This is a genomic window from Pseudomonas sp. LH21, from assembly GCF_036549575.1.
GTDB classification, from domain to species: domain Bacteria; phylum Pseudomonadota; class Gammaproteobacteria; order Pseudomonadales; family Pseudomonadaceae; genus Aquipseudomonas; species Aquipseudomonas peradeniyensis.
Genome location: NZ_CP144367.1, coordinates 859265 through 882499, shown reverse-complemented (window position 1 = coordinate 882499; position 23235 = coordinate 859265). Strand labels below are relative to the sequence as shown.

Below are 23235 nucleotides of genomic sequence, written 5' to 3'. Positions count from 1 at the left end.
AGCCCGCTCCTACGCGAACAACGACAAACAGCATCTTCCAGGCACAAAAATGGGGCCCCGAAGGGCCCCATTACGGTGCGGCGAAAACCGGCTTACTGTGCCAGTTTCTTGTGACGCACACGGTGCGGCTGGGCAGCGGCGTCGCCCAGGCGCTTCTTGCGGTCGGCTTCGTACTCGGTGTAGTTGCCCTCGAAGAACACCACGCTCGAGTCGTCCTCGTATGCCAGGATGTGAGTGGCCACACGGTCCAGGAACCAACGGTCGTGGGAAATCACGATGGCGGCGCCGGGGAAGTCCAGCAGGGCTTCTTCCAGGGAACGCAGGGTTTCGACGTCGAGGTCGTTGGACGGTTCGTCGAGCAGCAGGACGTTGCCGCCCTCCTTCAGGGTCAGGGCCAGGTGCAGGCGGCCACGCTCACCACCGGAGAGGTCCTTGACGAACTTCTGCTGGTCGCCGCCCTTGAAGTTGAAGCGGCCGACGTAGGTGCGCGACGGGATCTCGTAGCTGCCGATGCGGATCTGGTCGGAACCGTCGGAGATCTGCTGGAACACGGTCTTGCTGCCGTCCAGGTCCTCGCGGCTCTGGTCGACGCAGGCCAGCTGCACGGTTTCACCGATCTCGATGCTGCCCGAGTCCGGCTGCTCCTTGCCCATCAGCATGCGGAACAGGGTCGACTTACCGGCACCGTTGCCGCCGATCACGCCGACGATGGCGCCCTTGGGCATGGCGAACGACAGGTTGTCGATCAGCACGCGATCGCCGTAGCCCTTGGTGACGTTCTTGAACTCGATGACCTTGTCGCCCAGGCGTGGACCGGCCGGGATGTAGATCTCGTTGGTCTCGCTGCGTTTCTGGAATTCCTGCGACTGCATCTCTTCGAAGCGCTGCAGACGGGCCTTGGACTTGGACTGGCGGGCTTTCGCGCCTTTGCGCACCCACTCCAGTTCCTCTTTCATGGCCTTCTCGTGGGCGCTCTGCTGCTTGGATTCCTGGGCCAGACGCTCCGACTTGGCCTCCAGCCAGCCCGAGTAGTTGCCTTCGTACGGGATGCCGGCGCCGCGGTCCAGTTCGAGGATCCAGCCGGCGACGTTGTCGAGGAAGTAACGGTCGTGGGTGATCGCCACCACGGTGCCGGGGAAGTCGTGGAGGAAACGCTCAAGCCAGGCCACCGAGTCGGCGTCCAGGTGGTTGGTCGGTTCGTCCAGCAGCAGCATGTCGGGAGCCGACAGCAGCAGGCGGCACAGGGCCACGCGGCGCTTCTCGCCACCGGACAGGTGCTCGATCCTGGCGTCCCAGGCCGGCAGGCGCAAGGCGTCGGCGGCGACGTCCAGCTGACGCTCCAGGTTATGGCCGTCGGCGGCCTGCAGGATGGCCTCGAGCTTGGCCTGCTCGGCGGCCAGCTTGTCGAAGTCGGCGTCCGGGTCGGCGTAGGCGGCATAGACCTCGTCCAGGCGGGCCTGGGCGTCCTTGATCACGCTGACCGCTTCCTCGACCACTTCACGCACGGTCTTGGTCGGATCCAGCTGCGGCTCCTGGGGCAGGTAGCCGACGTTGATGTCGGGCATCGGACGGGCTTCGCCGTCGAATTCCTTGTCGACGCCCGCCATGATCCGCAGCAGGGTCGATTTACCCGCGCCGTTCAGGCCCAGCACGCCGATCTTGGCGCCAGGGAAGAACGACAGGGAAATGTTCTTGAGAATTTCCCGCTTCGGCGGCACGACCTTGCTCAGCCGATGCATGGTGTAGACGTATTGAGCCAAAACCAAGCCCTCTATCAGATAGGTAAAGACACGCGCCCCGGCATGGGCCAGGGGGATGTGATTACGGGGTGTCGTTGAACAAAGTGGGCCATTCTACGCCAACTCGCGGCGTTGCACAGATGGGTAGATGGCGGCGCCGTTCGGCGGCTATCGCGGGTCAAGCCCGCTCCCACGCCAAGGTGTTGTTGCGTGGGAGCGGACTTGACCCGCGATCGAGGTGACGCAGGCTCAGACGTGCGCTTGCTTGACCTTGCCACGCGGCAGGCGGCAACGGTCCGACTGCTCGGCCAGGCGCGCGGCCCAGGCGGCCTTGACGCTGAAGCCGCCGCTGCGGGCAGGTTTTTCAGCAGCCTTGGCGGCGGGCTTGCTCGCGACCTTGGCGGGCGCGGCAGCAGGCTTGGCAGGCGCCGGGGCGACGGCCTCGATGGCGGGCTTGGCCTGCTTGCGCAGTTCGGCCAGCGACGGCGTCTTGTTGGCACTGGCGGCAGCCGTGTCCGGCTTGGCCAGCGAACGCTGGCAGGTCTTGCAGGATACGTCCTCGGTCACGGCAGTGCTGACCAGGGTCTGACTGCTGCGCCCACAGGCGGAATCGAGGCCATTGGTGGAATAGTGGGTAACCAAAACCGTACATCTCCGTTGCGTTGACTATGAAGCGGGCGGCATTCTCGCACAGGTTGCAGGGGCTTGCCGAACCGACATGACCGGCTGCCGGGCGGGTCGCCGACAAGCAGACTGGCACTTTGCCATGTTTGCGGGCATGCTAGTCGGCTTCTCGCGTGCGTCTTATAGTGCGCCCAGCGACCACGGCACGCGCCGTGCATGCTGCGAGGACGCAACCCCTGCCATCGCCAGCCAAATCGCAGGACCCAACGCTTGACCAATCTCACGCAACCGTCATCCCTGCGGCCTGCCGATACCTCGGCCGGCACACACCTGCGTGGCTCGCTCAAGGGGGCGCTGGCCCTGCTCGCCCTGGTTTTGCTGGGTTTGCTGTTGTGGCAACTGTTCGCCCAGTTCCGCCATACCCAGGCCGACCTGCGCCAGCACAGCCTGGCGACCAGCGCCGAACTGGCCGATCACCTGAGCCTGAACATGGCACTCAAGGCCCAGCAATCGCTGAACCTGGTCCAGCCTTACGTCAAACCACCGGCGCCCGCCGCCCTGCCGAGCCTGATCAGCACCTTGCAGGCGCGCCTGCCGGCCTTGCGCGACCTCGCCTGGCTCGACGCCACCGGGCAGGTGCGCAGTGACAGCCTCGACGGCACGCCGGACCGTCAGTTGATTGACGACCTCCTGCAACTGAATCAGGGCCGCGGCTTCTTCTATGGCAACGGTGCCGACAACCAGCGGGTGTACCTGCTGCTGCGCCAGCCGACCGAGCAGGACCGCGGCTACTGGCTGCTGCGCCTGAGCCCGGACTACTACCAGGAGCTGACCCGCCACCTGGACGGCCCCACCCATCCCCTGTGGCTGCTGGAAAACAGCCGCAGCGGCGAGATCATCCAGCACCACGGCCACCGCCAGACCAGCAACGAGCCGTTGCAGAGCGTGATGCTCGCGTTCATCGATAACAGCACCTGGCAGCTGCGCGGCCTGTTCGACGCCGGCCTTGCCCGTGACCAACTGCTGCCGGCGCTGATCGGCAAGTGCGTGCTGGTGCTGTTCTGCGCCCTGCTGCCGGTGCTGGCGCTGATCAACATGCGCCGCCGCCAGCGCGCCCTGCAGGAAGATCGCCGACGCTACCAGGAAATTTTCGAGGGCACCGGCGTGGCCCTGTGCGTGCTCGACCTCTCCAGCCTGCCCGGCCAGCTCGACCGCTACCACCTGCGCAACCGCGCCGCGCTCAAGCAGAGCCTGGCGCTGGACACCAGGCTGCGCCGCACGCTGCTGGCGGAACTGAAGATCACCGAGATCAACCAGGTGGCGCGCCAGCTGCTCAACGTCGACTGCCACGAAGGCGCCTGGCAGCGCCTGATCGAGGGCAGCGGCGACAGCCGCGACAGTGTCGGCATGCAGTTGATCGACGCGCTGATCGAAGAACGCCAGCAGCTTGAACTGGAAGTGCGCCTGCCCGCCCCGCTGGGCGGTGAGCTGCACCTGTGGCTGATGGCCCGCCTGCCCCAGCAGCGTCGCGACTACCAGGCGGTGATCCTGAGCATCAGCGACATCACCAGCCGCAAGCAGGTGGAACTGTCGCTGCTGGAACGCGAAGGCTTCTGGTCGGACGTGGTGCGCACCGTGCCAGACCAGCTCTACGTGCAGGACGTCAACAGCCAGCGGATGATCTTCAGCAACCGCCACCTTGGCCAGACCCTGGGCTACGACCGCGTGGAGCTGGCACAGATGGGCGACCGCTTCTGGGAAATGCTCCTGCACCCCGGCGACGCCGAGCACTACCGCGCCCTGCGCCGGCAGCAGCGCGATACCAGCTACGGCGAGTCGCTGCACTGCCAGCTGCGCTTCCGTCACCGTGACGGCGGCTGGCGCTGCTACGACATCCGCGAGCAGGTGCTGACCCGCGACAGCGAGGGCCTGGTCACCCGCATCATCGGCGTGGGCAAGGACGTCACCGTGCAGATCGAGGCCAGCGAGTCCCTGCGCGACAGCGAGCAGCGCTACCGCATGCTCGCCGAGAGCATCAGCGACGTGATCTTCTCCACCGACAGCCAACTGCAGCTGAACTACGTCAGCCCCTCGGTGCAGGCGGTGCTGGGCTACCAGGCCGACTGGATCTTCGCCAATGGCTGGCAGTCGATCGTCGCCAACCCCGCCCAGCTCAGCGGCGTCTACAACCTGTTGGAGCGGGTCAGCAAGGTGCTGGGCGACAGTGAGCAACTGGCCCAGTTGCGCAGCACCCTGCCCACCCAGCTGTTCCTGTTCGACTGCCTGCGCGCCGATGGCCGCAAGATCCCCATCGAGCTGCGCCTGGTGCTGGTGTGGGACGAACACGAGCGCTTCGAGGGCGTGCTCGGCGTGGGCCGCGACATCAGCCAGCAGCGCCGCGCCGAAAAAGACCTGCGCATGGCCGCGACAGTGTTCGAACACTCCACCTCGGCGATCCTCATCACTGACCCGGCCGGCTATATCGTCCAGGCCAACGAGGCCTTCAGCCGGGTCAGCGGCTATGCCGTGGCCGAAGTGCTCGACCAGCTGCCCGGCATGCTCACTGTCGAACAGCAGCAGAGCGCCCAGCTGGGCTACGTGCTCAAGCAGCTGAGCCAGCGCGGCACCTGGGAAGGCGAGGTCTGGCTCAAGCGCCGCAACGGCGAGCACTACCCGGCGTGGGTGGGCATCACTGCAGTACTCGACGACGAGGGCGACCTGGCCAGCTACGTGTGCTTCTTCACCGACATCAGCGAGCGCAAGGCCAGCGAACAGCGCATCCACCGCCTGGCCTACTATGACGCCCTGACCCACCTGCCCAACCGCACGCTGTTCCAGGATCGCCTGTACACCGCCCTGCAACAGGCCGAACGGCACAAGGCCTGGGTGGTGCTGATGTTCCTCGACCTCGACCGTTTCAAGCCGATCAACGACTCCCTCGGCCATGCCGCGGGCGACCGCATGCTCAAGGACATGGCCGAGCGCCTGCTGGCCTGCGTCGACGACGACGACACCGTGGCGCGCATGGGCGGCGACGAATTCACCCTGCTGCTGCAGCCCAAGGCCAGCCGCGAGCAGGCGCTCAACCGGGCCATCCATGTCGCCGAGAACATCCTCGAGGGGCTGGTCACGCCGTTCGTCCTGGAAAACCGCGAGTTCTTCGTCACCGCCAGTATCGGCATCGCCCTGAGCCCGCAGGACGGCAGCGAGCTCAGCCAGCTGATGAAAAACGCCGACACGGCGATGTACCACGCCAAGGAGCGCGGCAAGAACAACTTCCAGTTCTACCAGACGGACATGAACGCCAGCGCCCTGGAGCGCCTGGAGCTGGAAAGCGACCTGCGCCATGCCCTGGAACAGAACGAGTTCATCCTCTACTACCAGCCGCAGTTCAGCGGCGACGGCAAGCGCCTGACCGGCGCCGAGGCGCTGCTGCGCTGGCGCCACCCGACCCGCGGCCTGGTGCCGCCGGGCGACTTCATCCCGGTGATCGAGGAACTGGGCCTGGTGGTCGACGTCGGCGACTGGGTGCTGCGCGAGGCCTGCCGCCAGCTCAAGGCCTGGCACAAGGAGAAGGTGCGGGTGCCGAAGGTGTCGGTGAACATTTCCGCCCGGCAGTTCTCCGACGGCCAGCTGGGCACGCGCATCGCCACCATCCTCGAGGAAACCGGATTGCCCCCGGCCTGCCTGGAGCTGGAGCTGACCGAGAGCATCCTGATGCGCGAGGTCAACGAGGCCATGCAGATCCTCGACAGCCTGAAGAACCTCGGCCTGAGCATCGCGGTCGACGACTTCGGCACCGGCTACTCGTCGCTCAACTACCTCAAGCAGTTCCCCATCGACGTGCTCAAGATCGACCGCACCTTCGTCGACGGCCTGCCCGAGGGTGAGCAGGACGCGCAGATCGCCCGGGCGATCATCGCCATGGCCCACAGCCTCAACCTGGCGGTGATCGCCGAGGGCGTGGAAACCCACGAGCAGCTGGAGTTCCTGCGCGAGCATGGCTGCGACGAGGTACAGGGCTACCTGTTCGGCCGGCCGATGCCGGCCAACCAGTTCGAGGCGCAGTTCAGCAACGAGACGTTGTTCATGTTCCAGTGACCGCAGAAGCACACGGCCCCTGTAGGAGCGGCCTTGTGCCGCGAAAGGACCGCAAGGCGGTCCCTGCGATCTTTGAGCCAACGCCAAAATCCTGGGGCTGCTACGCAGCCCTTTCGCGACACAAGGCCGCTCCTACAAGGGCACGGCGCAGCGCCGAAAAACCGGACCCCGAAGTCAACTCCAGCCCAGAAACGGCGCGGGTTGCAACATGAGGGCCATTGGTCCGCGACTTGATGCCACTTCATATGCCAGCGGCGAATCAATCGGTTAGAATGCACCCCCAATTCTGCCCGATCCTTGAGGACCGCCATGTTCAGCCGTGATTTGACCATTGCCAAGTACGACGCCGAGCTCTTCGAAGCCATGCAGCAAGAAGCCCTGCGCCAGGAAGAGCATATCGAGCTGATCGCTTCGGAAAACTACACCAGCCCGGCGGTCATGGAGGCCCAGGGTTCGGTACTGACCAACAAGTACGCTGAAGGCTACCCAGGCAAGCGCTACTACGGTGGTTGCGAGTACGTCGACGTCGTCGAGCAGCTGGCCATCGACCGCGCCAAGGAGCTGTTCGGCGCCGACTACGCCAACGTCCAGCCGCACGCCGGCTCCCAGGCCAACGCCGCCGTCTACCTGGCCCTGCTGTCGGCCGGTGACACCATCCTGGGCATGAGCCTGGCCCACGGCGGTCACCTGACCCACGGCGCCAGCGTCTCCTCCTCGGGCAAGCTGTACAACGCCATCCAGTACGGCATCGACGCCAACGGCCTGATCAACTACGACGAAGTCGAGGCACTGGCCCTGGAGCACAAGCCGAAGATGATCGTCGCCGGCTTCTCCGCCTACTCGCAGGTCCTGGACTTCCCACGCTTCCGTGAAATCGCCGACAAGGTCGGTGCCTACCTGTTCGTCGACATGGCCCACGTGGCTGGCCTGGTCGCCGCTGGCGTGTACCCGAACCCTGTTCCGTTCGCCGACGTGGTCACCACCACCACCCACAAGACCCTGCGCGGTCCACGTGGCGGCCTGATCCTGGCCCGCGCCAACGCCGACATCGAGAAGAAGCTGAACTCCGCGGTCTTCCCGGGCGCCCAGGGCGGCCCGCTGGAGCACGTCATCGCCGCCAAGGCGATCTGCTTCAAGGAAGCGCTGCAGCCTGAGTTCAAGGCCTACCAGCAGCAAGTGGTGAAGAACGCCCAGGCCATGGCCGAAGTGTTCATCGAGCGTGGTTTCGACGTCGTCTCCGGCGGCACCCAGAACCACCTGTTCCTGCTGTCGCTGATCAAGCAGGAAATCTCCGGTAAGGACGCCGACGCCGCCTTGGGCAAGGCCTTCATCACCGTCAACAAGAACTCGGTCCCGAACGACCCACGTTCGCCGTTCGTCACCTCGGGCCTGCGTTTCGGCACCCCAGCCGTCACCACCCGTGGCTTCAAGGAAGCCGAGTGCCGCGAACTGGCCGGCTGGATCTGCGACATCCTGGCCGACCTGAACAACGAAGCGGTAATCGACGCCGTGCGTGAGAAGGTCAAGGCCATCTGCAAGAGGCTGCCGGTGTACGGCAACTGATTGGCGGACGCCTGATGTGAAAAAGCCCGGCCAAGCACCTTGAGTCAGTCTTTTAAAACTGACTCACTGTCCCTTGATGCGTAGGCTGAACAGTCCGATGCTTGGTAACGAGCATCGGACTTTTTTGTCGGCCAGGACCGTAGATGGGCCCAGTCAATCTAGCTAGCTGGAGCGCCCAATGCAGTATGCCCTTCGGCTAAATACTAATTTGTACACGTAAGAACTCAAATTTAGCCATATGAAAATGGCGACAGTACCTCATACGAATATAAGGCAGCGAAAAACGCGCCACCAAAAAGCACAAAACCACTAAACACGACACTTCCACTTAAAGATTGTCACCTGACAATTTTACCAGGTTTCACTCAATAGAAAATTTGATAGCTTGATATCTCCGAAGAATGATGAAAGGAGAATCATCATGGAAGAACCCAGCAAAGAAGAGCGGCGCGAGAAGTCTTTTTTTGCAACTGTATTTATCAGCGCAAGCCAAAAACCTAGTAACTGGACATTCGAATACCCCACTAAAGCGACTTCCTACTCAGGGGGAGGCGGAAAATATATCGGCGGCGGCGGCGTCGGCGAAAGCTCAGGCTATAAATATAAAGATTCCAGCTACATTGTTTCCAGCACGCATCCAAACGATACAAGGATGTACTTCCGCTACTCAGTAGAAGATGGAGCCCATGGTGGCTTTACAATAGTATCCCCCGACGATCAGTGGATTTACGTTACGAACTCAGGTTACCTTAAAAAAACCAACAAAAGCACTTGGTGTCGAATTTTCAAACTATTTGATGCCAGCACACACAAAGAGCTATTGTATGACGACCTGAAAAGTTTGAAAGAGGTTGAAGTCATCATAAGAACTTACAGCGGAAGCTTGACAATTGATGATAAAAAGGGAACTTCTGTAGGCGCCCACCACTGGAACTACATTCGTGCCTATAACGTATTAAAATCTTTGGGAAGGGACCCGAAATTCACTTTGAAAAATATTGAATTCAATCTAACCCCTCCGCCAGTAAGACCATCAAGAGAAGATTCATATATTTGAAAGCCTGAATTACCGGTGAGTTTCCGTAGCACTGTATACCCACGGTAAGCAGCACCACGTCGACGCACCGGTTTTTTGTATGCTGTTCAAAGAACGTCGGGCAGCCCACAAGCCTCATGTACCGTCTGATTCTGAGTTTTAATTCCCCACACAAAGCTTGAGCGTGATTTGCAGCCATGCTCATTTTCATTCACAGAATGCTCCGAAGCATTTATTCAAACCTACTGCATCGTTGATGAAGTATTAAAGCCCCAGCATGCATATCAATGTTGAGCACCAAACTTCAATGCTACATTCGATATATCTCCGACCAAACCGTCGCCCACGCAAGCCCATCGAACCCTGGGTCCTGGTAATCTCACTTGGTTGCCCCCTAAAAAGTAAAGCGGAAAGTCTCGCCGCAAAGTGAAAAATTAAGCTAATTACTTTGAATAGCGCCATAACTCAACGCCTCAAACCCCGCCCGGATCTTCTCCTCCGGCAGTTCATCTGCAATGAATACCATCACGCTTTCCCGCGCTCCGCCGTCCTTCCACTCGGTGTCCCAATCAAAGCCATAGAGCTTGAGCCCCCCTGGGCCAGGAAACCGACCGCCGGGTTCGGGTCGAACAGCTTGATCAGGCCCGCGGTGGTGGTGCAGATCAGCAGCCACACGGCCGGCAGCAGGGTGACCCAGACGTAGCGCTGGCGCTTCATCTTGATCAGCACCACGGTGCCGAGCATCAGGGCGATGCCGGCGAGCATCTGGTTGGAGATGCCTGATGTGAAAAGCCGGGCCATGTGCCTAATGCCAGTCAGTTAGCGCTTCATCGCACTTATTGGGGCTGCTTTGCAGCCCTTCGCGGGTAAACCCGCTCCCACAGGATCGCGCAAACGCTGAATCGAACGCTGTACCTGTGGGAGCGGGTTTACCCGCGAAGGGTCACGCAGCGACCCCAATTGGCTTAACTGACTGGCATTAGGCCATGTGCCGGGCTTTTTTGTGCCTTGTGTGGACGCATGCATATCCTACAAAACCTTGAACGTGATTGTTTAATTCTCCGCTACACACCAAGGTATTTCTGACGCTCTTCTCGGAGAATTACCTCGGTCAAAACACCCGGCTTCGGACATACCGACGCTTTCCTGCAATGCACACTGCTTGCTCCACACCATTGCAGGAAGTGTTTGACATGGCAGTCACTCGAAATCGATTCACCAATTACAGGAGCATGATTCAAAAGTCCGAGCCGGACTGGCAGGCATCGTATGCCAAGCATCTTTCCGGATTGCAGGTGCAGCCCATCGCCAGAAATCTACTTCAGGACCAACACGGCATGACGCTGCAACACTTCTGTACGACCTCCTATCTTGGGCTGGACTACCACCCGGATATCCTCCAAGGGGCGATCGAAGAGTTGGAAAATTCGCGCACCCTACGTATCGCCAACTCGCGCAATCGCTGCCAGCTTCAAGTGCTAGACCAATATGAGGCTGAACTGTCCGAACTGTTTGGATGCGCGTCTCTGGCCACATTGTCATGCAGCGCAGCAAGCTCTGGAGTATTGCCTCTTGTTGCCGCAGGCATTTTCACCGATGGAATGTCGCCCCATATGGTGTTCGACAAGTTTGCCCACTACTCCCTGAACCATATCAAAGCAGCTTGTGCGGATGAGACCGAGGTCCAGACGCTTCCCCATAACGATATGGACCAGCTCGAGAGCATCTGCAGGCAACATGGAAGGGTTGCCTATGTTACAGACGGCTACTACAGCATGGGCGGGACGGCACACATGGACGCCTTGCTGTACCTCAAGGAGCGCTACGGTTTGTTCTTGTACTTGGACGACTCACATGCCCTTTCTACGGTAGGTGTTTTTGGGCAGGGCTTTGTCAGGGGGCAACTACAGGAGCTGGATGAAGGGGTCATCATTGTAGCGTCCTTGGGGAAAGCATTTGCCGCAAGCGGTGGCCTGGTCATGCTGGCAAATACCCAACAGAAACGCCTTGTACAAAGATATGGCGGTCCTACCAACTGGTCCCAAAGTCTCAATGCCGCAGCTATCGGTGCAGGCCGGGCCTCCGCCCGACTTCACTCCAGCCCTCTGCTGAATACGCTGCAGCAAGCGTTGAGAAACAACATCGAACTGTTCGACAGGCTTTTGCCCACACCTCATGCTGGATCAACATCTCCCATCAGGCTAATACCGCTTGGAGAGGCTGAAGATGCCATTGCTGCGTCGACCTTCCTGGCCAACAACGGGTTCCTCACCTCAGCCGTCTTCTTTCCTGTCGTACCCAAGAATGCTGCAGCACTGCGCATTACGCTCAGAGCAGATATGCAGCCTGGGGAAATCGAGAGCTTCTGCCGGAGTGTCGCTGAGTACCTGGACAGCAACCCTGCCATCGCCCATTTACTGAACACTCAGCCATGACCAAACGGCGAATTCTCTACTTCAGTTGCTTAGCCGTACTGTTGTGCCAGTCGGGTATAACCTTCTACCTACCCATGCTCCCGGCCATTGCTGACGATCTGAATGCAACAGATGAATTCGCCGCACTCAGCCTGAGCCTGTTTCTCGGAGGAATGGGGGCATGCGTAATGCTATGGGGTCGGTTGGGGGTCACTCTCGGTTCAAGCCGTATGCTGACCTGGACGCTACTACTCTACGGCTGTTGCACATTTCTGCTCGCAGTATCACCCGTTGCCTGGGCATTTCTTGTTCTACGCCTGCTTCAGGGAGCCCTGGCAGGCGGCATATCAGTTGCCGCTCGTGCGTTGCTGGTCGAACAGTATGATGGCAAGGATCTGACACGCGCATATAGCAGCCTTTCACTTTGCTTCGTACTCTCACTCGGGGCCTCCCAGTTTATCGGAGCGATGATTGCTACGCTCACGAACTGGCGAGTGGCCATGCTGCTCATCGCGATGCCCTGTGTACTCATGGCAACACTGAAAGGCTGGAATATCGCAGCTCAGCACATAGTTCTCCCGTGCCGAACAGATGAGAGTACCCATCTCCATAAGCTCATTGTGCAACCACGCTTCATTCTACCTGTGCTTGCTGGAGGTTTTGGGTACTCCATCATCGTCGTATTTAGCAGTACAGCGCCCTTGCTTCTCCAGCAGTCCTTCAACTGGTCCATGTGGGAATATGGGCTATTGGGATGGCCAATCAGCATTGCCTATCTGCTCGGCACTCGTCTGGCAAGCACCCTTGCAACCGGTAACAACGAAGTAACGATGCTTCGATTTTCGAGCGCTTTGCTGTTACTTGGCGCACTCATCATGCTTATTGCATCATCACTGTTGAAAAACTCGGCTTACGCGATCTGGCTACCCTATTGCCTGATGCTTGTAGCTCAGGGAATGGCATACCCAGTGAGTCTGTCACTGGCAAGCAGGCAGTCAACAGGAGCTGCTTCTCCTGCCATGGCACTGATCGCTCTTGTTCACCAACTGCTGGCTGCCCTGACGAACTTGATATCCAGCGCCGTGGGCACAAGCCCCACTGTGCTGGTTATGTTATGCGCTGGGTTGGCGTCACTCGCCTGGTTGGCAACGCGCTCCAGCCCCTGAACGCCATCGTCGCTTGCGATGTGAATCTTCTTGATGCATTGCATCAATTGCCAGATAAGCACCTGCTTGAGTGCCGCCTCAGATACCACTTCAGCCAGGCCCTCCTCCAAAAGGAAGTCATCAAAATCCGTCCCTTTGTGAAGGTTCATTCGGTCTTCCTCGCTTGAGTAAGTAGAGGTAAAAAAATGCCGCCATAAGGCGGCATTAGCAAGTCAGATACTTCTGACTCCCTCGTGACTCAACGCCTCAAACCCTATCCGAATCTTCTCCTCCGGCAACTCATCGGCGATAAACACCATCACGCTTTCGCGATTCTCGCCTTCCTTCCACTCGGCGTCCCAGTCAAACCCGTACAGCTTCAGCACCCCTTGGAACACCAGGCGGCGGTCCTCACCGGCAATGTTCAGTACCCCCTTGTAGCGCAGCAATTGCTTGCCGTGCTCTTCCAGCAGCTCGTTCATGAAGTCGCTGAGCCGATCGATGTCCAACGGCGTTTCGGTGCGCAGCACCAACGTCGAGATACGGTCAGGGGTAGCGGGCTTGAGCAGCGGGCGCAAAGTGGGCTTGAGGCTGATGCCCAGGTCCGGGTTGAGGTTGAAGCCGCGCACATCGAGTAGCTCGGCCAGGTCGATGCGGCCGTGCTCGACCACGCGGATCGCCGCACGGCCATTGATGCGCGCCAGGCGCTCGCGCAGGGCGTCGACCACCTGTGGCTCGACCAGGTCGGTCTTGCTCAGCAGCAGGCGGTCGGCGAAGCCGACCTGGGCCTGGGCGATGGCCTGCGTCAGGTGCAGCTCGGCGTGGGCGGTGTCGATCAGGGTGATGATGCCGTCGAGGATATAGCGCTCGCGCAACTCTTCATCGATGAAGAAGGTCTGCGCCACCGGCGCCGGGTCGGCAAGGCCGGTGCATTCGATGACCAGGCGATCGAAGGCGATTTCACCGGCGTCCAGCCGTTCGAGCAGCAGGTACAGGGCCCGGGTCAGGTCGCCATGGATGCTGCAGCACACGCAGCCGTTGGCCAGGGTCATGACCTGCACCGGTTCATCGCCCAGCAGCTGGCTGTCGATGCCGGCCTCGCTGAATTCGTTCTCGATCACGGCGAGCTTCAGGCCATGCTCGGCCTTGAGCATGTGCTTGAGCAATGTGGTCTTGCCGGCGCCAAGGAAGCCGGTCAGCACGGTAACGGGAATCGGCGTTTGCACGCGGTTGTCTCCTGCAGCTGAAAATGAAAGTGGGAGCCCGGTTGCCCGGGCTCCCACTGGTTCACGCGTGTCGCGGGTTCAACAGCACTTGGGCCCGGACTTGCCACCATAGCGCGCTTCCTGGCGCTCGCGGAAGAACGCCTCGTAGCTCATCACCGGCTTGTCCGGGTGCTTCTTCTGCATGTGCTCGACATAGTTGTCGTAGTCGGGCATGCCGACCATCAGGCGGGCGGCCTGCCCCAGGTACTTACCCAGTCGACCCAGGTCGTTGAACATCGCGGCGGTCCTCTCAAGCGTCAGGCAGGGCCTGGAACGGGGTTTCCTTGTCGCTGCGCTCCTTGCGACCCAAGGCGGCGAGGCCGACCTTGACGGCGAAGAACAGCACGCTGAACACCACCACCAGGAACAGCACGGTCAGGCCGGCGTTGGTGTAGGCGTTGAAGATCACGTGCTGCATCTGGCCGATGTCCTTGGCCGGGGCCAGCACCTGGCCGGCGTCCAGCGCGGTGCTGTACTTCTTGGCCAGGGCCAGGAAGCCGACCGCCGGGTTCGGGTCGAACAGCTTGATCAGGCCCGCGGTGGTGGTGCAGATCAGCAGCCACACGGCCGGCAGCAGGGTGACCCAGACGTAGCGCTGGCGCTTCATCTTGATCAGCACCACGGTGCCGAGCATCAGGGCGATGCCGGCGAGCATCTGGTTGGAGATGCCGAACAGCGGCCACAGGGTGTTGATGCCACCCAGCGGGTCGATCACGCCCTGGTACAGCAGGTAGCCCCACAGCGCCACGCAACCGGCGGTGCCGATCAGGTTGGCGGTCCACGACTCGGTGCGTTTCAGCGCTGGCACGAAGCTGCCCAGCAGGTCCTGCAGCATGAAGCGTCCGGCACGGGTACCGGCGTCCACGGCGGTGAGGATGAACAGTGCCTCGAACAGAATGGCGAAGTGGTACCAGAACGCCATGGTGTTCTCGCCCGGCAGCACCTGGTGGAGGATCTGCGCGATACCGACCGCCAGGGTCGGCGCACCGCCGGCACGGGCCAGGATGGTGTGCTCGCCGATGTCGCGGGCGGTGGCCTCGAGCTGCTCGGGAGTGATCATGAAGCCCCAGCTGCTGACGGTCTGCGCCACCGAGACGACGTCGGCACCGACCACCGCGGCCGGGCTGTTCATGGCGAAGTACACGCCCGGCTCGATCACCGAGGCGGCGACCATGGCCATGATGGCGACGAACGACTCCATGAGCATGCCGCCGTAGCCGATGTAGCGGGCGTTGGTTTCGTTGTCCAGCAGCTTGGGCGTGGTCCCCGAGGAGATCAGCGCGTGGAAGCCGGACACCGCGCCGCAGGCGATGGTGATGAACAGGAACGGGAACAGGGTGCCCTTCCACACCGGGCCGGTGCCGTCGGTGAACTGGGTCAGCGCCGGCATCTTCAGTTCGGGCGCGATGATCAGGATGCCGATGGCCAGGCCGACGATGGTGCCGATCTTGAGGAAGGTCGACAGGTAGTCACGCGGCGCCAGCACCAGCCACACCGGCAGCACGGCGGCGACGAAACCGTAGCCGACCAGCATCCAGGTGATCTGCACGCCGGTGAAGGTGAACGCCGGGCCCCACACCGGATCCGCGGCGATCTGCCCCCCCAGCCAGATCGACAGCAGCAGCAGGACCACGCCGATGACCGAGATCTCGCCGATGCGGCCCGGACGGATGTAGCGCATGTAGATGCCCATGAACATCGCGATCGGGATGGTCGCCATCACCGTGAACATGCCCCACGGGCTCTCGGCCAGGGCCTTGACCACGATCAGCGCCAGCACCGCGAGGATGATGATCATGATCAGGAAGCAGCCGAACAGGGCGATGGTGCCGGGGATGCGGCCCATTTCCTCGCGGACCATGTCGCCCAGCGAGCGGCCGTTGCGGCGTGTGGAGAGGAACAGGACCATGAAGTCCTGCACCGCGCCGGCCAGCACCACGCCGGCGATCAGCCACAGCGTGCCGGGCAGGTAGCCCATCTGCGCGGCGAGCACCGGGCCCACGAGCGGGCCGGCGCCGGCGATGGCGGCGAAGTGATGACCGAAGAGAATGTGCTTGTTGGTCGGGACGTAGTCCAGGCCATCGTTGTTGAGTACCGCGGGCGTGGCCCGGCGGGGGTCGAGCTGCATCACCTTGGTGGCGATGAACAGGCTGTAGTAACGGTAGGCGACCAGGTAGAGGGCCACTGCCGCGACCACGATCCACAAGGCGTTGATCGCCTCACCGCGACGCAGGGCAACCACACCCAGCGCGCAGGCCCCTATGACTGCCAGCGCCAGCCACGGAATGTGGCGTAGCAGGCTATTATTGTTGTTCATGGTTTACTTCCAGCTGGTGGATTGGAAAGACCGCCCATCGAGTCTAGGGCGAGTCATCGCGCATTGCCACACTTGCTTTGGTCTAGAGCCTCTGCGGCCAGATTGCGGTACCTGATACGGCAACATAACCCACTATAGTCAGGTTGAACCCCCGAGGGCTTTTCCCATGAGCGACCACGACGAACGCCGCCGCTTTCAACGCATCGCCTTCGATGCCCCCACTGAACTGCGCCAGGGCGAGCGGCGCTGGCCGGTGAAACTGCTCGACCTGTCGCTCAAGGGCCTGCTGATCGAGCGCCCCGATCCCTGGAATGCCGACCTCACCCAGGACTTCGAAGCGATCATCCACCTCAACGACAAGAAGACCCAGGTGCTGATGCAGGTCGAACTGCGCCACGAGGAGCCGAGCCGTCTGGGTTTCATCTGCCTGCACATCGATATCGATTCGATGACCCATCTGCACCGTCTGGTGGAACTGAACGTGGGTGACAGCACCGAAATGATGCGCGAGCTGCGCGAACTCATCGAAGATTGATATCTCTTAGCCTGCTATCTATCTGGCTGTGACGGCTTTCCTGTCCAGCCAGACAGCTTTCCTACACTCGCCAGCCTGTTTGTACACACCCCTCTGGAACAGCCTCCTGCATGTTGGAACGCAACCTGCATCCAGGTTTCACGCACCCTGGACGCACCCGTTCCGTCGCTACGATCAAAACTTTGTATACAATTTTTGTGGCAATTTTTTGTGGTAGTTGTCTACAGTAGCGGCACAACAATAAACAGAGAGCCTGCTCCAATGACCACGTCCCCCAGCACGTCTCCCGCCCCGCGCCCCGAGGACGAAAACCTCGGCCTTGGCGCCAACCTGGCCTACGGGCTGCAGCATGTCCTGACCATGTATGGAGGGATCGTCGCCGTACCCCTGATCCTCGGCCAGGCCGCCGGCCTGGCCCCGGCGGAAATCGGCCTGCTGATCGCCGCCTCGCTGTTCGCCGGGGGCCTGGCGACGTTGCTGCAGACCCTTGGCCTGCCGTTCTTCGGTTGCCAGCTGCCACTGGTGCAGGGCGTATCGTTCGCCGGCGTGGCGACCATGGGTGCGATCCTCGGCAGCCAGAGCGGTGGCGGCTTGCCTTCGGTGCTGGGCGCGGTGATGGCGGCTTCGCTCATCGGTTTCCTGATCACCCCGGTGTTCTCGCGCATCACCAAGTTCTTCCCGCCGCTGGTCACCGGCATCGTCATCACCACCATCGGCCTGACCCTGATGCCCGTGGCCGCACGCTGGGTGATGGGCGGCAACAGCGCCTCGCCGGAGTTCGGCAGCGTGGCCAACATCGGCCTGGCCGGGCTGACCTTCGCCATCGTCCTGCTGCTGAGCAAGCTGGGCAGCGCGAGCATCTCGCGCCTGTCGATCCTCCTGGCCATGGTCGCCGGCACCCTGATTGCCTGGGCGCTGGGCATGACCGACTTCAGCAAGGTCACCGAAGGCCCGATCTTCGCCTTCCCCACGCCGTTCCACTTCGGCATGCCGACCTTCCATATCGCCGCGATCCTGTCGATGTGCATCGTGATCATGGTGACCCTGGTGGAAACCTCGGCGGACATCCTCGCGGTGGGTGAGATCATCGACACCAAGGTCGACTCCAAGCGCCTGGGCAATGGCCTGCGCGCCGACATGGCGTCGAGCATCCTGGCGCCGATCTTCGGCTCGTTCACCCAGAGCGCCTTCGCCCAGAACGTCGGCCTGGTGGCCGTGACCGGGGTGAAGAGCCGCTACGTGGTGGCCACCGGCGGGGTGATCCTGGTGGTGCTGGGCCTGCTGCCGATCATGGGCCGGGTCATCGCCGCGGTACCGACCCCGGTCCTGGGTGGCGCGGGCATCGTGCTGTTCGGCACCGTGGCGGCCAGCGGCATCCGTACCCTGTCCAAGGTCAACTACAAGAACAACGTCAACCTGATCATCGTCGCCGCCTCGCTGGGCTTCGGCATGATCCCGATCGCGGCGCCGACCTTCTACCACAACTTCCCGAGCTGGTTCGAAACCATCTTCCACTCCGGCATCAGCTCGGCGGCGATCATGGCCATCCTGCTGAACCTGATCTTCAACCACTTCACCACCGGCAACTCGGAGAACCAGTCGGTGTTCGCCGCGGCCTACGAGCGCACCATCCAGTACTCGGACATCTCGGCCCTGCGCGATGGCGACTACTTCAAGGACGGCAAGCTGTTCGACGCCGACGGCAACGAGGTTCCGGTACTGGAGCTGGATGAGCACGGCAACGAGGCGCCCAGGCGCAAGGCGGTTGCCGAGCACTGATCGCTGACCTGGACGGTCATCGAGGGGGAGCCGACGCGCATCGTCGGCTCCCTTTTTTCGTCTCGAGCATGTGCGCGAGCAGGCACTGTGGGATGCGGGCACTGTGGGAGCGGGCTTGCCCCGCGATCCGGTCTGTCGGTACAACATCACTTCCTGACAGGACGCCATCGCGGGGCAAGCCCGCTCCCACGATCGATCCGCTGAGTCGCCCTAGCCGTGCGCCACGAAGTACCGGTTCAACACATTCAGGTCCCCCGCCTCCAGCACTCCCGCCAGATAGCGCAACTGCAACCACGCCCGCAGGTACTCATGGCGTGCCTGCGCCAGGTCGCGCCGGGCACCGAACAGCTGCTGCTCGGCGTCCAGCACATCGAGGTTGACCCGTTCCCCTCCCCGCACGCTCTTGCGCGTGGCCTGCACCAGGGCCGAGGCCGCCTTCACCGCCAGGTCGTAGGCGCGGATCTTCGCCGTGCCGCTGGCGCACAGGTTGAACTGCCGGCGCAGCTGGTTGAGCGTGTCGCGCAACTGCGCATCCAGCTCGAAACCCGCGGCATCACGCTGGGCCCGGGCCTGGCGCACCGACGCCTGTACACCGCCCCCGGCAAACAACGGCACGCTCAACTGCAGGCCGATGCTGTCGGTGTCGTAACGCTGGTTGTAGCTGCTCTCGGAGCTGGAACTGGAAATGCCCTTGCTGGCATAGGCACTCAACGAAGGCAGGTGCCCGGCCCGTTGCCGCTCGATGTTCTGCTCGGCGACTTCCAGCCCATGGCGCTGGCTGGCCAGCTCGGCGTTGTGGGCGACGGCCAGGTCGCGCCAGGGCTCGAAACGCGTGGGCGTGAGTGGCTGGACACGGAAATCGCCGGTCATCGGTGCCAGGTCCTCGACCGCCACCGGCTCGCCGATGATCGCCTGCAAGGCGCGCAGCGCCGCATCGAGATTGTCGCCAGCCTCGATTTCCTGGGCCTGGGCCAGCTCGTAGCGTGCGCGGGTTTCCAGTACATCGGTACGGGTGCCCTCGCCGCCCTTGAGCAGTCGCTCGTTGAGAGTCAGCTGCTCGGCGTAGGTGCGTCGCTGGGCCTGGGCCAGGGCGATCTGCTCGTTGGCGAACAACGCTTCGCTGTAGGCGCCGAACAGACGCACCATCAACTCCTGGCCACGGCCGCGATAGCGCTCGTCGGCCAGGGCGGCCTGGGCCACGCCACGGCGGTAATCGCTCCAGGCGGCATAATCGAACAACGGCTGCTCGAGGGTCAGGGTCGAACTGTAGCTGCGGTAGTCGCGCTGGGTGGTCACATCGCCGAACTGGCTGCGCTGGGTCACCTCGGAATCGTTGCGGGCGCGGTTGTAGCGATACGACAGCCTCGGCAGCAGGCCGGCGCGACCGATCGCCAGGTTCGCGAGCCCGGCCTCGCGCTCGGCGATCGAACCCTGCCAGGTAGGATCATTGCGCAGCGCCAGGGCATAGGCATCGCCCAGGTCCAGGGCCTGGGCCGAGAGGCTGGTCAACAACAGCAGCGGGCAGACGGCACGCAAAAACACTGACATCCTTTTATTCCTCGGCCAGGGCGACATGCACCCGGTCGGCCAGTGGCTTGAACAGGTAGTTGAGCATCGAGCGCTCGCCGGTCCGTACGAAGGCCTCCACCGGCATGCCCGGGCGGATATCCAGGCCGGCCAATTGCCCGAGGCCCTGCTCGCTGACCTTGATGCGCACCTGGTAGTAGGGCTGCTGGGTCTTTTCGTCGAGCAGGCGGTCGGCCGAAACCAACGTGACCTCGCCATCCACCCGCGGCGTGGTGCTCTGGTTGAAGGCGACGAACATCAGTTCCACCGGCAGCCCCGGGCGCAGGCGGTCGACCATGTCCACCGAAGCGCGGGCGTCGACCAGCAACGGCGCATCGCGCGGCACGATCTCCATCAGTTGCTGGCCACGGGCGATGACACCGCCGTTGGTGAACACGCTCAGACCAACCACCGTGCCGGCCACGGGAGCCCGCACCTGGGTATGGGCCAGCTCGAATTCGGCGCTGCGCAGGCGGTTGTCCAGGTCCTCGGCGCTGGCCTGCAGCTCGGCGAGCTGCTGGCGCACCTCGTTCTGGTACTCCTGCTGGCGCTGGCCGATGCGCAGCTTGAGTTCCAGCACCTGGCGCTGGGTGCGGCCGATGCTGCCGAAGTCCTCGGCGATCGAGCCGTTGACCTGGGCCAGCAGCCGCTCACTGTCGAGCAGGCGATTGCGGGCGATGTAGCCATCCCGAGCCAGTTCGCGCAGGCCGCGCAGTTGCTCGTCCAGCGCGTCACGCTGGGCCTGTTTGCTGGCCAGCGAGCCTTGCAGGCCCTGCAACGAGGCTTCGGCGCCGGCGATGCTCTCGCGCAGGCCGCCAAGCTCCATCTCCAGCGCCTGAGCGCGGCTGCTGCGCAGTTGCCGCTGGCTCTCCAGCACCGTGGCCACCCAGGCGCTGGCAGCCTGGTCACGCAGGCCTTGGGGGAAGTCGATCGAAGCCCTGCCATCGCGCTCGGCCAGCAGGCGCGCCTCGGCGGCGCGGGCGTTGACGTACTGCACCCGCAGCGAACCGACCTGGGCCTGGGCCTGGGTCGGGTCCATGCGCAGCACGACCTGACCGGCGCTCACCGTGTCGCCGTCACGCACCAGCAACTGCTCGATCACCCCGCCCGTGGGGTGCTGCACGGCCTGTCGGCTACCGGCGACCATCACGCTGCCGCTGACCGGCACGCCTTTGTCCAGCGGCGCCAGCGCGGCCCACAGGAGGAAACCGCCGAAACCTGCCAGCACCAGCCAGCGGCCCACCCGGCCCGGGCGGTGTTCGTCGAGGCTGAGCAGGCTCGCCTCGGTCTTTTGCGTGGAGAGGGCGTGTACGCTCATGAAGTCAGGCTCTTGGCTGGCCGAAGGTGACGCTCAGGCCGATAGGGTTGCGTGTGGAGGATGGCCCGACGGGGGCGGGAGCCGGCCGGGCGGCCCGCTGTGCGTCCTGCAGCACCCGGGCGGTGGGGCCGAAGGCCTGCAACTGGCCGCCCTTGAGCATCAGCAGGTTGTCCAGGCCGGCCAGCAGCGAGGACTTGTGGGTGATCAGGATCAACGTGCGCTTGTGCTCGCGCAGCCTGGCAAGGGCCTCGACCAACGCCTGCTCCCCAGCCTCATCGAGATTGGAATTGGGCTCGTCGAGCACGATCAGCGCCGGCAGCCCATACAACGCCCGCGCCAGGCCGATGCGCTGGCGCTGGCCGCCGGACAGGCCCAGCCCGCTTTCCCCCAGCAGCGTGTCATAGCCTCCCGGCAGCTTGAGGATCATGTCGTGCACCCCCGCCAGCTGCGCCGCGGCCACCACCTGCTGGGCATCCACCGCGCCGAGCCGGGCGATGTTGTCGGCGATGCTGCCGGCGAACAGCTGCACGTCCTGGGGCAGGTAACCGATATGCTGGCCCAGCGCGCCACGGTCCCAGACCCTCAGGTCCGCGCCATCCAGGCGGACCTTGCCGCTCGCCGGGGCAACTGCGCCGACCAGCAGCCGCGCCAGGGTCGACTTGCCCGAGCCGGACGGACCGATGATCCCCAGTGACTCACCCGCAGGCAGTTCGAAGCCCAGGTTGTTCAGGCACAGACGGCTGCTGCCCGGCTGCGTCGCCCCCACCTGCTCAAGTGTCAGCTTGCCGAGCGGCGCCGGCAGCGGCGTACCCGCCGGGCGCGGCGGCTGGGTCCGCAGCAGCTCGCTGAGGCGCTGATAGGCCAGGCGCGCACCACTCCATTGGCGCCAGGCACCGATCAACTGGTCAATGGGTGCCAGCACCCGGGCCATGAGGATGGAACCGGCGATCATCATCCCCGGCGTGATCAACTGCTCGATGGCCAGCCAGGCCCCCAGGCCGAGCACCAGCGACTGCAGGGCCAGGCGCACGGTCTTGGTCAGCGCGGTAACCGCCGCGGTACGCTCGCTGCCCAGGTTCTGCCGGGCCAGGAAGCCATGGTGCAGGCGCGCCCAGCGCTGGCGCACCGGCGCCAGCATGCCCATGGCCTCGATCACCTCGGCGTTGCGCAGGTTGGCGCTGGCCTCCAGGCCGGCCTGCTGCGACAGCTGCCCGGCCTCGGCAAACGGCGCCTGGGTCAGGCGCTCGTTGACCCAGGCCAGCAGCGTCAGCAGCACCGCCCCCAGCAGCGCCATCAGGCCGAGCCATGGGCTGAACATGAACATCACCAGCAGGTACACCGGGAACCACGGCGCGTCGAAGAACGCGAACAGGGCCTGGCCGGTGGCGAACTGGCGCAGCGCGGTCAGGTCGGCGAGCATCTGCCCCGCGGCGCCCTTGTGCCCGGCCAGGCTGGCCTCGTAGGCGGCCTGGAACACCCGTGGGTTGAGGTCCATGTCCATGCGCGTGCCCAGGCGGATCACCACCTGGCTGCGCAGCCACTCCAGCAGGCCCATGAAGGCGAACACCCCGAGCACCATGAGGCTGAGCATCAGCAAGGTCATCTCGTTGCGCGACGACAGGACCCGGTCGTAGACCTGCAGCATGTACAGCGCCGGGGCCAGCATCAGCACGTTGATCACCGCGGTGAACAGCGCAACGTTGCCAAGCCCGGCACGGCAGGCCCTGAGCGCCCGCAGCACTTCGTTGGCCGCGGCGGGAGCGGTTCGCATTTGTTGGAAACCTCATAGAAGGCGCCGACCGGTGATTGCATTCGCCCTGTCGTCGCCACAGA

At 63.0% G+C, this 23235-nt stretch carries 14 protein-coding genes and 4 pseudogenes; 7 read left to right on the top strand and 11 right to left on the bottom strand.

Annotation, left to right across the window (positions count from 1 at the left end; genetic code table 11):
* Positions 1-92 precede the first annotated feature (92 nt).
* Together ettA and VUG52_RS04160 are read right to left on the bottom strand one after the other, a co-directional pair.
* Positions 93-1760, bottom strand: a complete 1668-nt coding sequence (ettA, locus tag VUG52_RS04165) for an energy-dependent translational throttle protein EttA (RefSeq protein WP_050706900.1) — start codon at positions 1758-1760, stop codon at positions 93-95.
* A 228-nt stretch (positions 1761-1988) separates the two neighbouring features.
* On the bottom strand, positions 1989-2381 hold the full coding sequence (locus VUG52_RS04160; RefSeq protein ID WP_050706901.1) for a hypothetical protein: 393 nt from the start codon (positions 2379-2381) through the stop codon (positions 1989-1991).
* Positions 2382-3332: 951 nt separating this feature from the next.
* On the opposite strand from VUG52_RS04160, the pseudogene VUG52_RS04155 reads away from it, so the two are divergent.
* The 3 genes and pseudogenes from VUG52_RS04155 to VUG52_RS04145 form a co-directional block, all read left to right on the top strand.
* Positions 3333-6464 (top strand): annotated as a pseudogene (locus tag VUG52_RS04155) (sensor domain-containing protein); the annotation flags it as partial.
* 309 nt (positions 6465-6773) lie between these two features.
* On the top strand, positions 6774-8027 hold the full coding sequence (gene glyA / locus VUG52_RS04150) for a serine hydroxymethyltransferase (RefSeq protein ID WP_050706903.1): 1254 nt from the start codon (positions 6774-6776) through the stop codon (positions 8025-8027).
* Between the two features lie 421 nt (positions 8028-8448).
* Positions 8449-9084: a hypothetical protein gene (locus VUG52_RS04145; protein ID WP_156329668.1), complete on the top strand. Its 636-nt coding sequence runs from the start codon at positions 8449-8451 to the stop codon at positions 9082-9084.
* A 418-nt stretch (positions 9085-9502) separates the two neighbouring features.
* Here the strand turns inward: VUG52_RS04145 and VUG52_RS04140 are convergent.
* Together VUG52_RS04140 and VUG52_RS04135 are read right to left on the bottom strand one after the other, a co-directional pair.
* Positions 9503-9658, bottom strand: a pseudogene (locus VUG52_RS04140) (GTP-binding protein); the annotation flags it as partial.
* Positions 9634-9882, bottom strand: a pseudogene (locus VUG52_RS04135) (carbon starvation CstA family protein); the annotation flags it as partial. The pseudogenes VUG52_RS04135 and VUG52_RS04140, both read right to left, overlap by 25 nt.
* 365 nt (positions 9883-10247) lie before the next feature.
* On the opposite strand from VUG52_RS04135, the gene VUG52_RS04130 reads away from it, so the two are divergent.
* Both VUG52_RS04130 and VUG52_RS27205 read left to right on the top strand, forming a co-directional pair.
* The gene (locus VUG52_RS04130) at positions 10248-11498 is read left to right on the top strand and encodes an aminotransferase class I/II-fold pyridoxal phosphate-dependent enzyme (RefSeq protein WP_442964606.1); all 1251 of its coding nucleotides are present in this window, start codon (positions 10248-10250) and stop codon (positions 11496-11498) included.
* Positions 11495-12478 (top strand): annotated as a pseudogene (locus VUG52_RS27205) (MFS transporter); the annotation flags it as partial. The gene VUG52_RS04130 and the pseudogene VUG52_RS27205, both read left to right, overlap by 4 nt.
* A gap of 38 nt (positions 12479-12516) precedes the next feature.
* On the opposite strand, the gene VUG52_RS04125 reads toward VUG52_RS27205, so the two are convergent.
* The 4 genes from VUG52_RS04125 to VUG52_RS04110 form a co-directional block, all read right to left on the bottom strand.
* The gene (locus VUG52_RS04125; protein WP_050706907.1) at positions 12517-12792 is read right to left on the bottom strand and encodes a hypothetical protein; all 276 of its coding nucleotides are present in this window, start codon (positions 12790-12792) and stop codon (positions 12517-12519) included.
* A 63-nt stretch (positions 12793-12855) separates the two neighbouring features.
* Complete coding sequence (yjiA, locus tag VUG52_RS04120; RefSeq protein ID WP_050706908.1) at positions 12856-13848, bottom strand: GTPase; 993 nt, start codon at positions 13846-13848, stop codon at positions 12856-12858.
* A gap of 78 nt (positions 13849-13926) precedes the next feature.
* Positions 13927-14124: a YbdD/YjiX family protein gene (locus VUG52_RS04115; RefSeq protein WP_050706909.1), complete on the bottom strand. Its 198-nt coding sequence runs from the start codon at positions 14122-14124 to the stop codon at positions 13927-13929.
* 13 nt (positions 14125-14137) lie between these two features.
* The gene (locus tag VUG52_RS04110) at positions 14138-16204 is read right to left on the bottom strand and encodes a carbon starvation CstA family protein (protein WP_050706910.1); all 2067 of its coding nucleotides are present in this window, start codon (positions 16202-16204) and stop codon (positions 14138-14140) included.
* A gap of 166 nt (positions 16205-16370) precedes the next feature.
* On the opposite strand from VUG52_RS04110, the gene VUG52_RS04105 reads away from it, so the two are divergent.
* A complete protein-coding gene (locus VUG52_RS04105; RefSeq protein WP_028691346.1) occupies positions 16371-16739 on the top strand; it encodes a PilZ domain-containing protein in 369 nt (122 codons plus the stop codon).
* A 261-nt stretch (positions 16740-17000) separates the two neighbouring features.
* Positions 17001-18518: a nucleobase:cation symporter-2 family protein gene (locus tag VUG52_RS04100; RefSeq protein WP_050706911.1), complete on the top strand. Its 1518-nt coding sequence runs from the start codon at positions 17001-17003 to the stop codon at positions 18516-18518.
* A 210-nt stretch (positions 18519-18728) separates the two neighbouring features.
* Here the strand turns inward: VUG52_RS04100 and VUG52_RS04095 are convergent, their stop codons facing one another.
* The 3 genes from VUG52_RS04095 to VUG52_RS04085 are packed head-to-tail and all read right to left on the bottom strand — an operon-like array spanning position 18729 to position 23173.
* On the bottom strand, positions 18729-20066 hold the full coding sequence (locus VUG52_RS04095) for a TolC family outer membrane protein (protein ID WP_262952558.1): 1338 nt from the start codon (positions 20064-20066) through the stop codon (positions 18729-18731).
* Positions 20067-20070: 4 nt separating this feature from the next.
* Positions 20071-21402, bottom strand: coding sequence for an HlyD family type I secretion periplasmic adaptor subunit (locus VUG52_RS04090; protein WP_331832464.1), 1332 nt, complete (start codon positions 21400-21402; stop codon positions 20071-20073).
* 4 nt (positions 21403-21406) lie between these two features.
* Positions 21407-23173, bottom strand: coding sequence for a type I secretion system permease/ATPase (locus VUG52_RS04085; protein WP_331832463.1), 1767 nt, complete (start codon positions 23171-23173; stop codon positions 21407-21409).
* Positions 23174-23235: the final 62 nt, after the last annotated feature.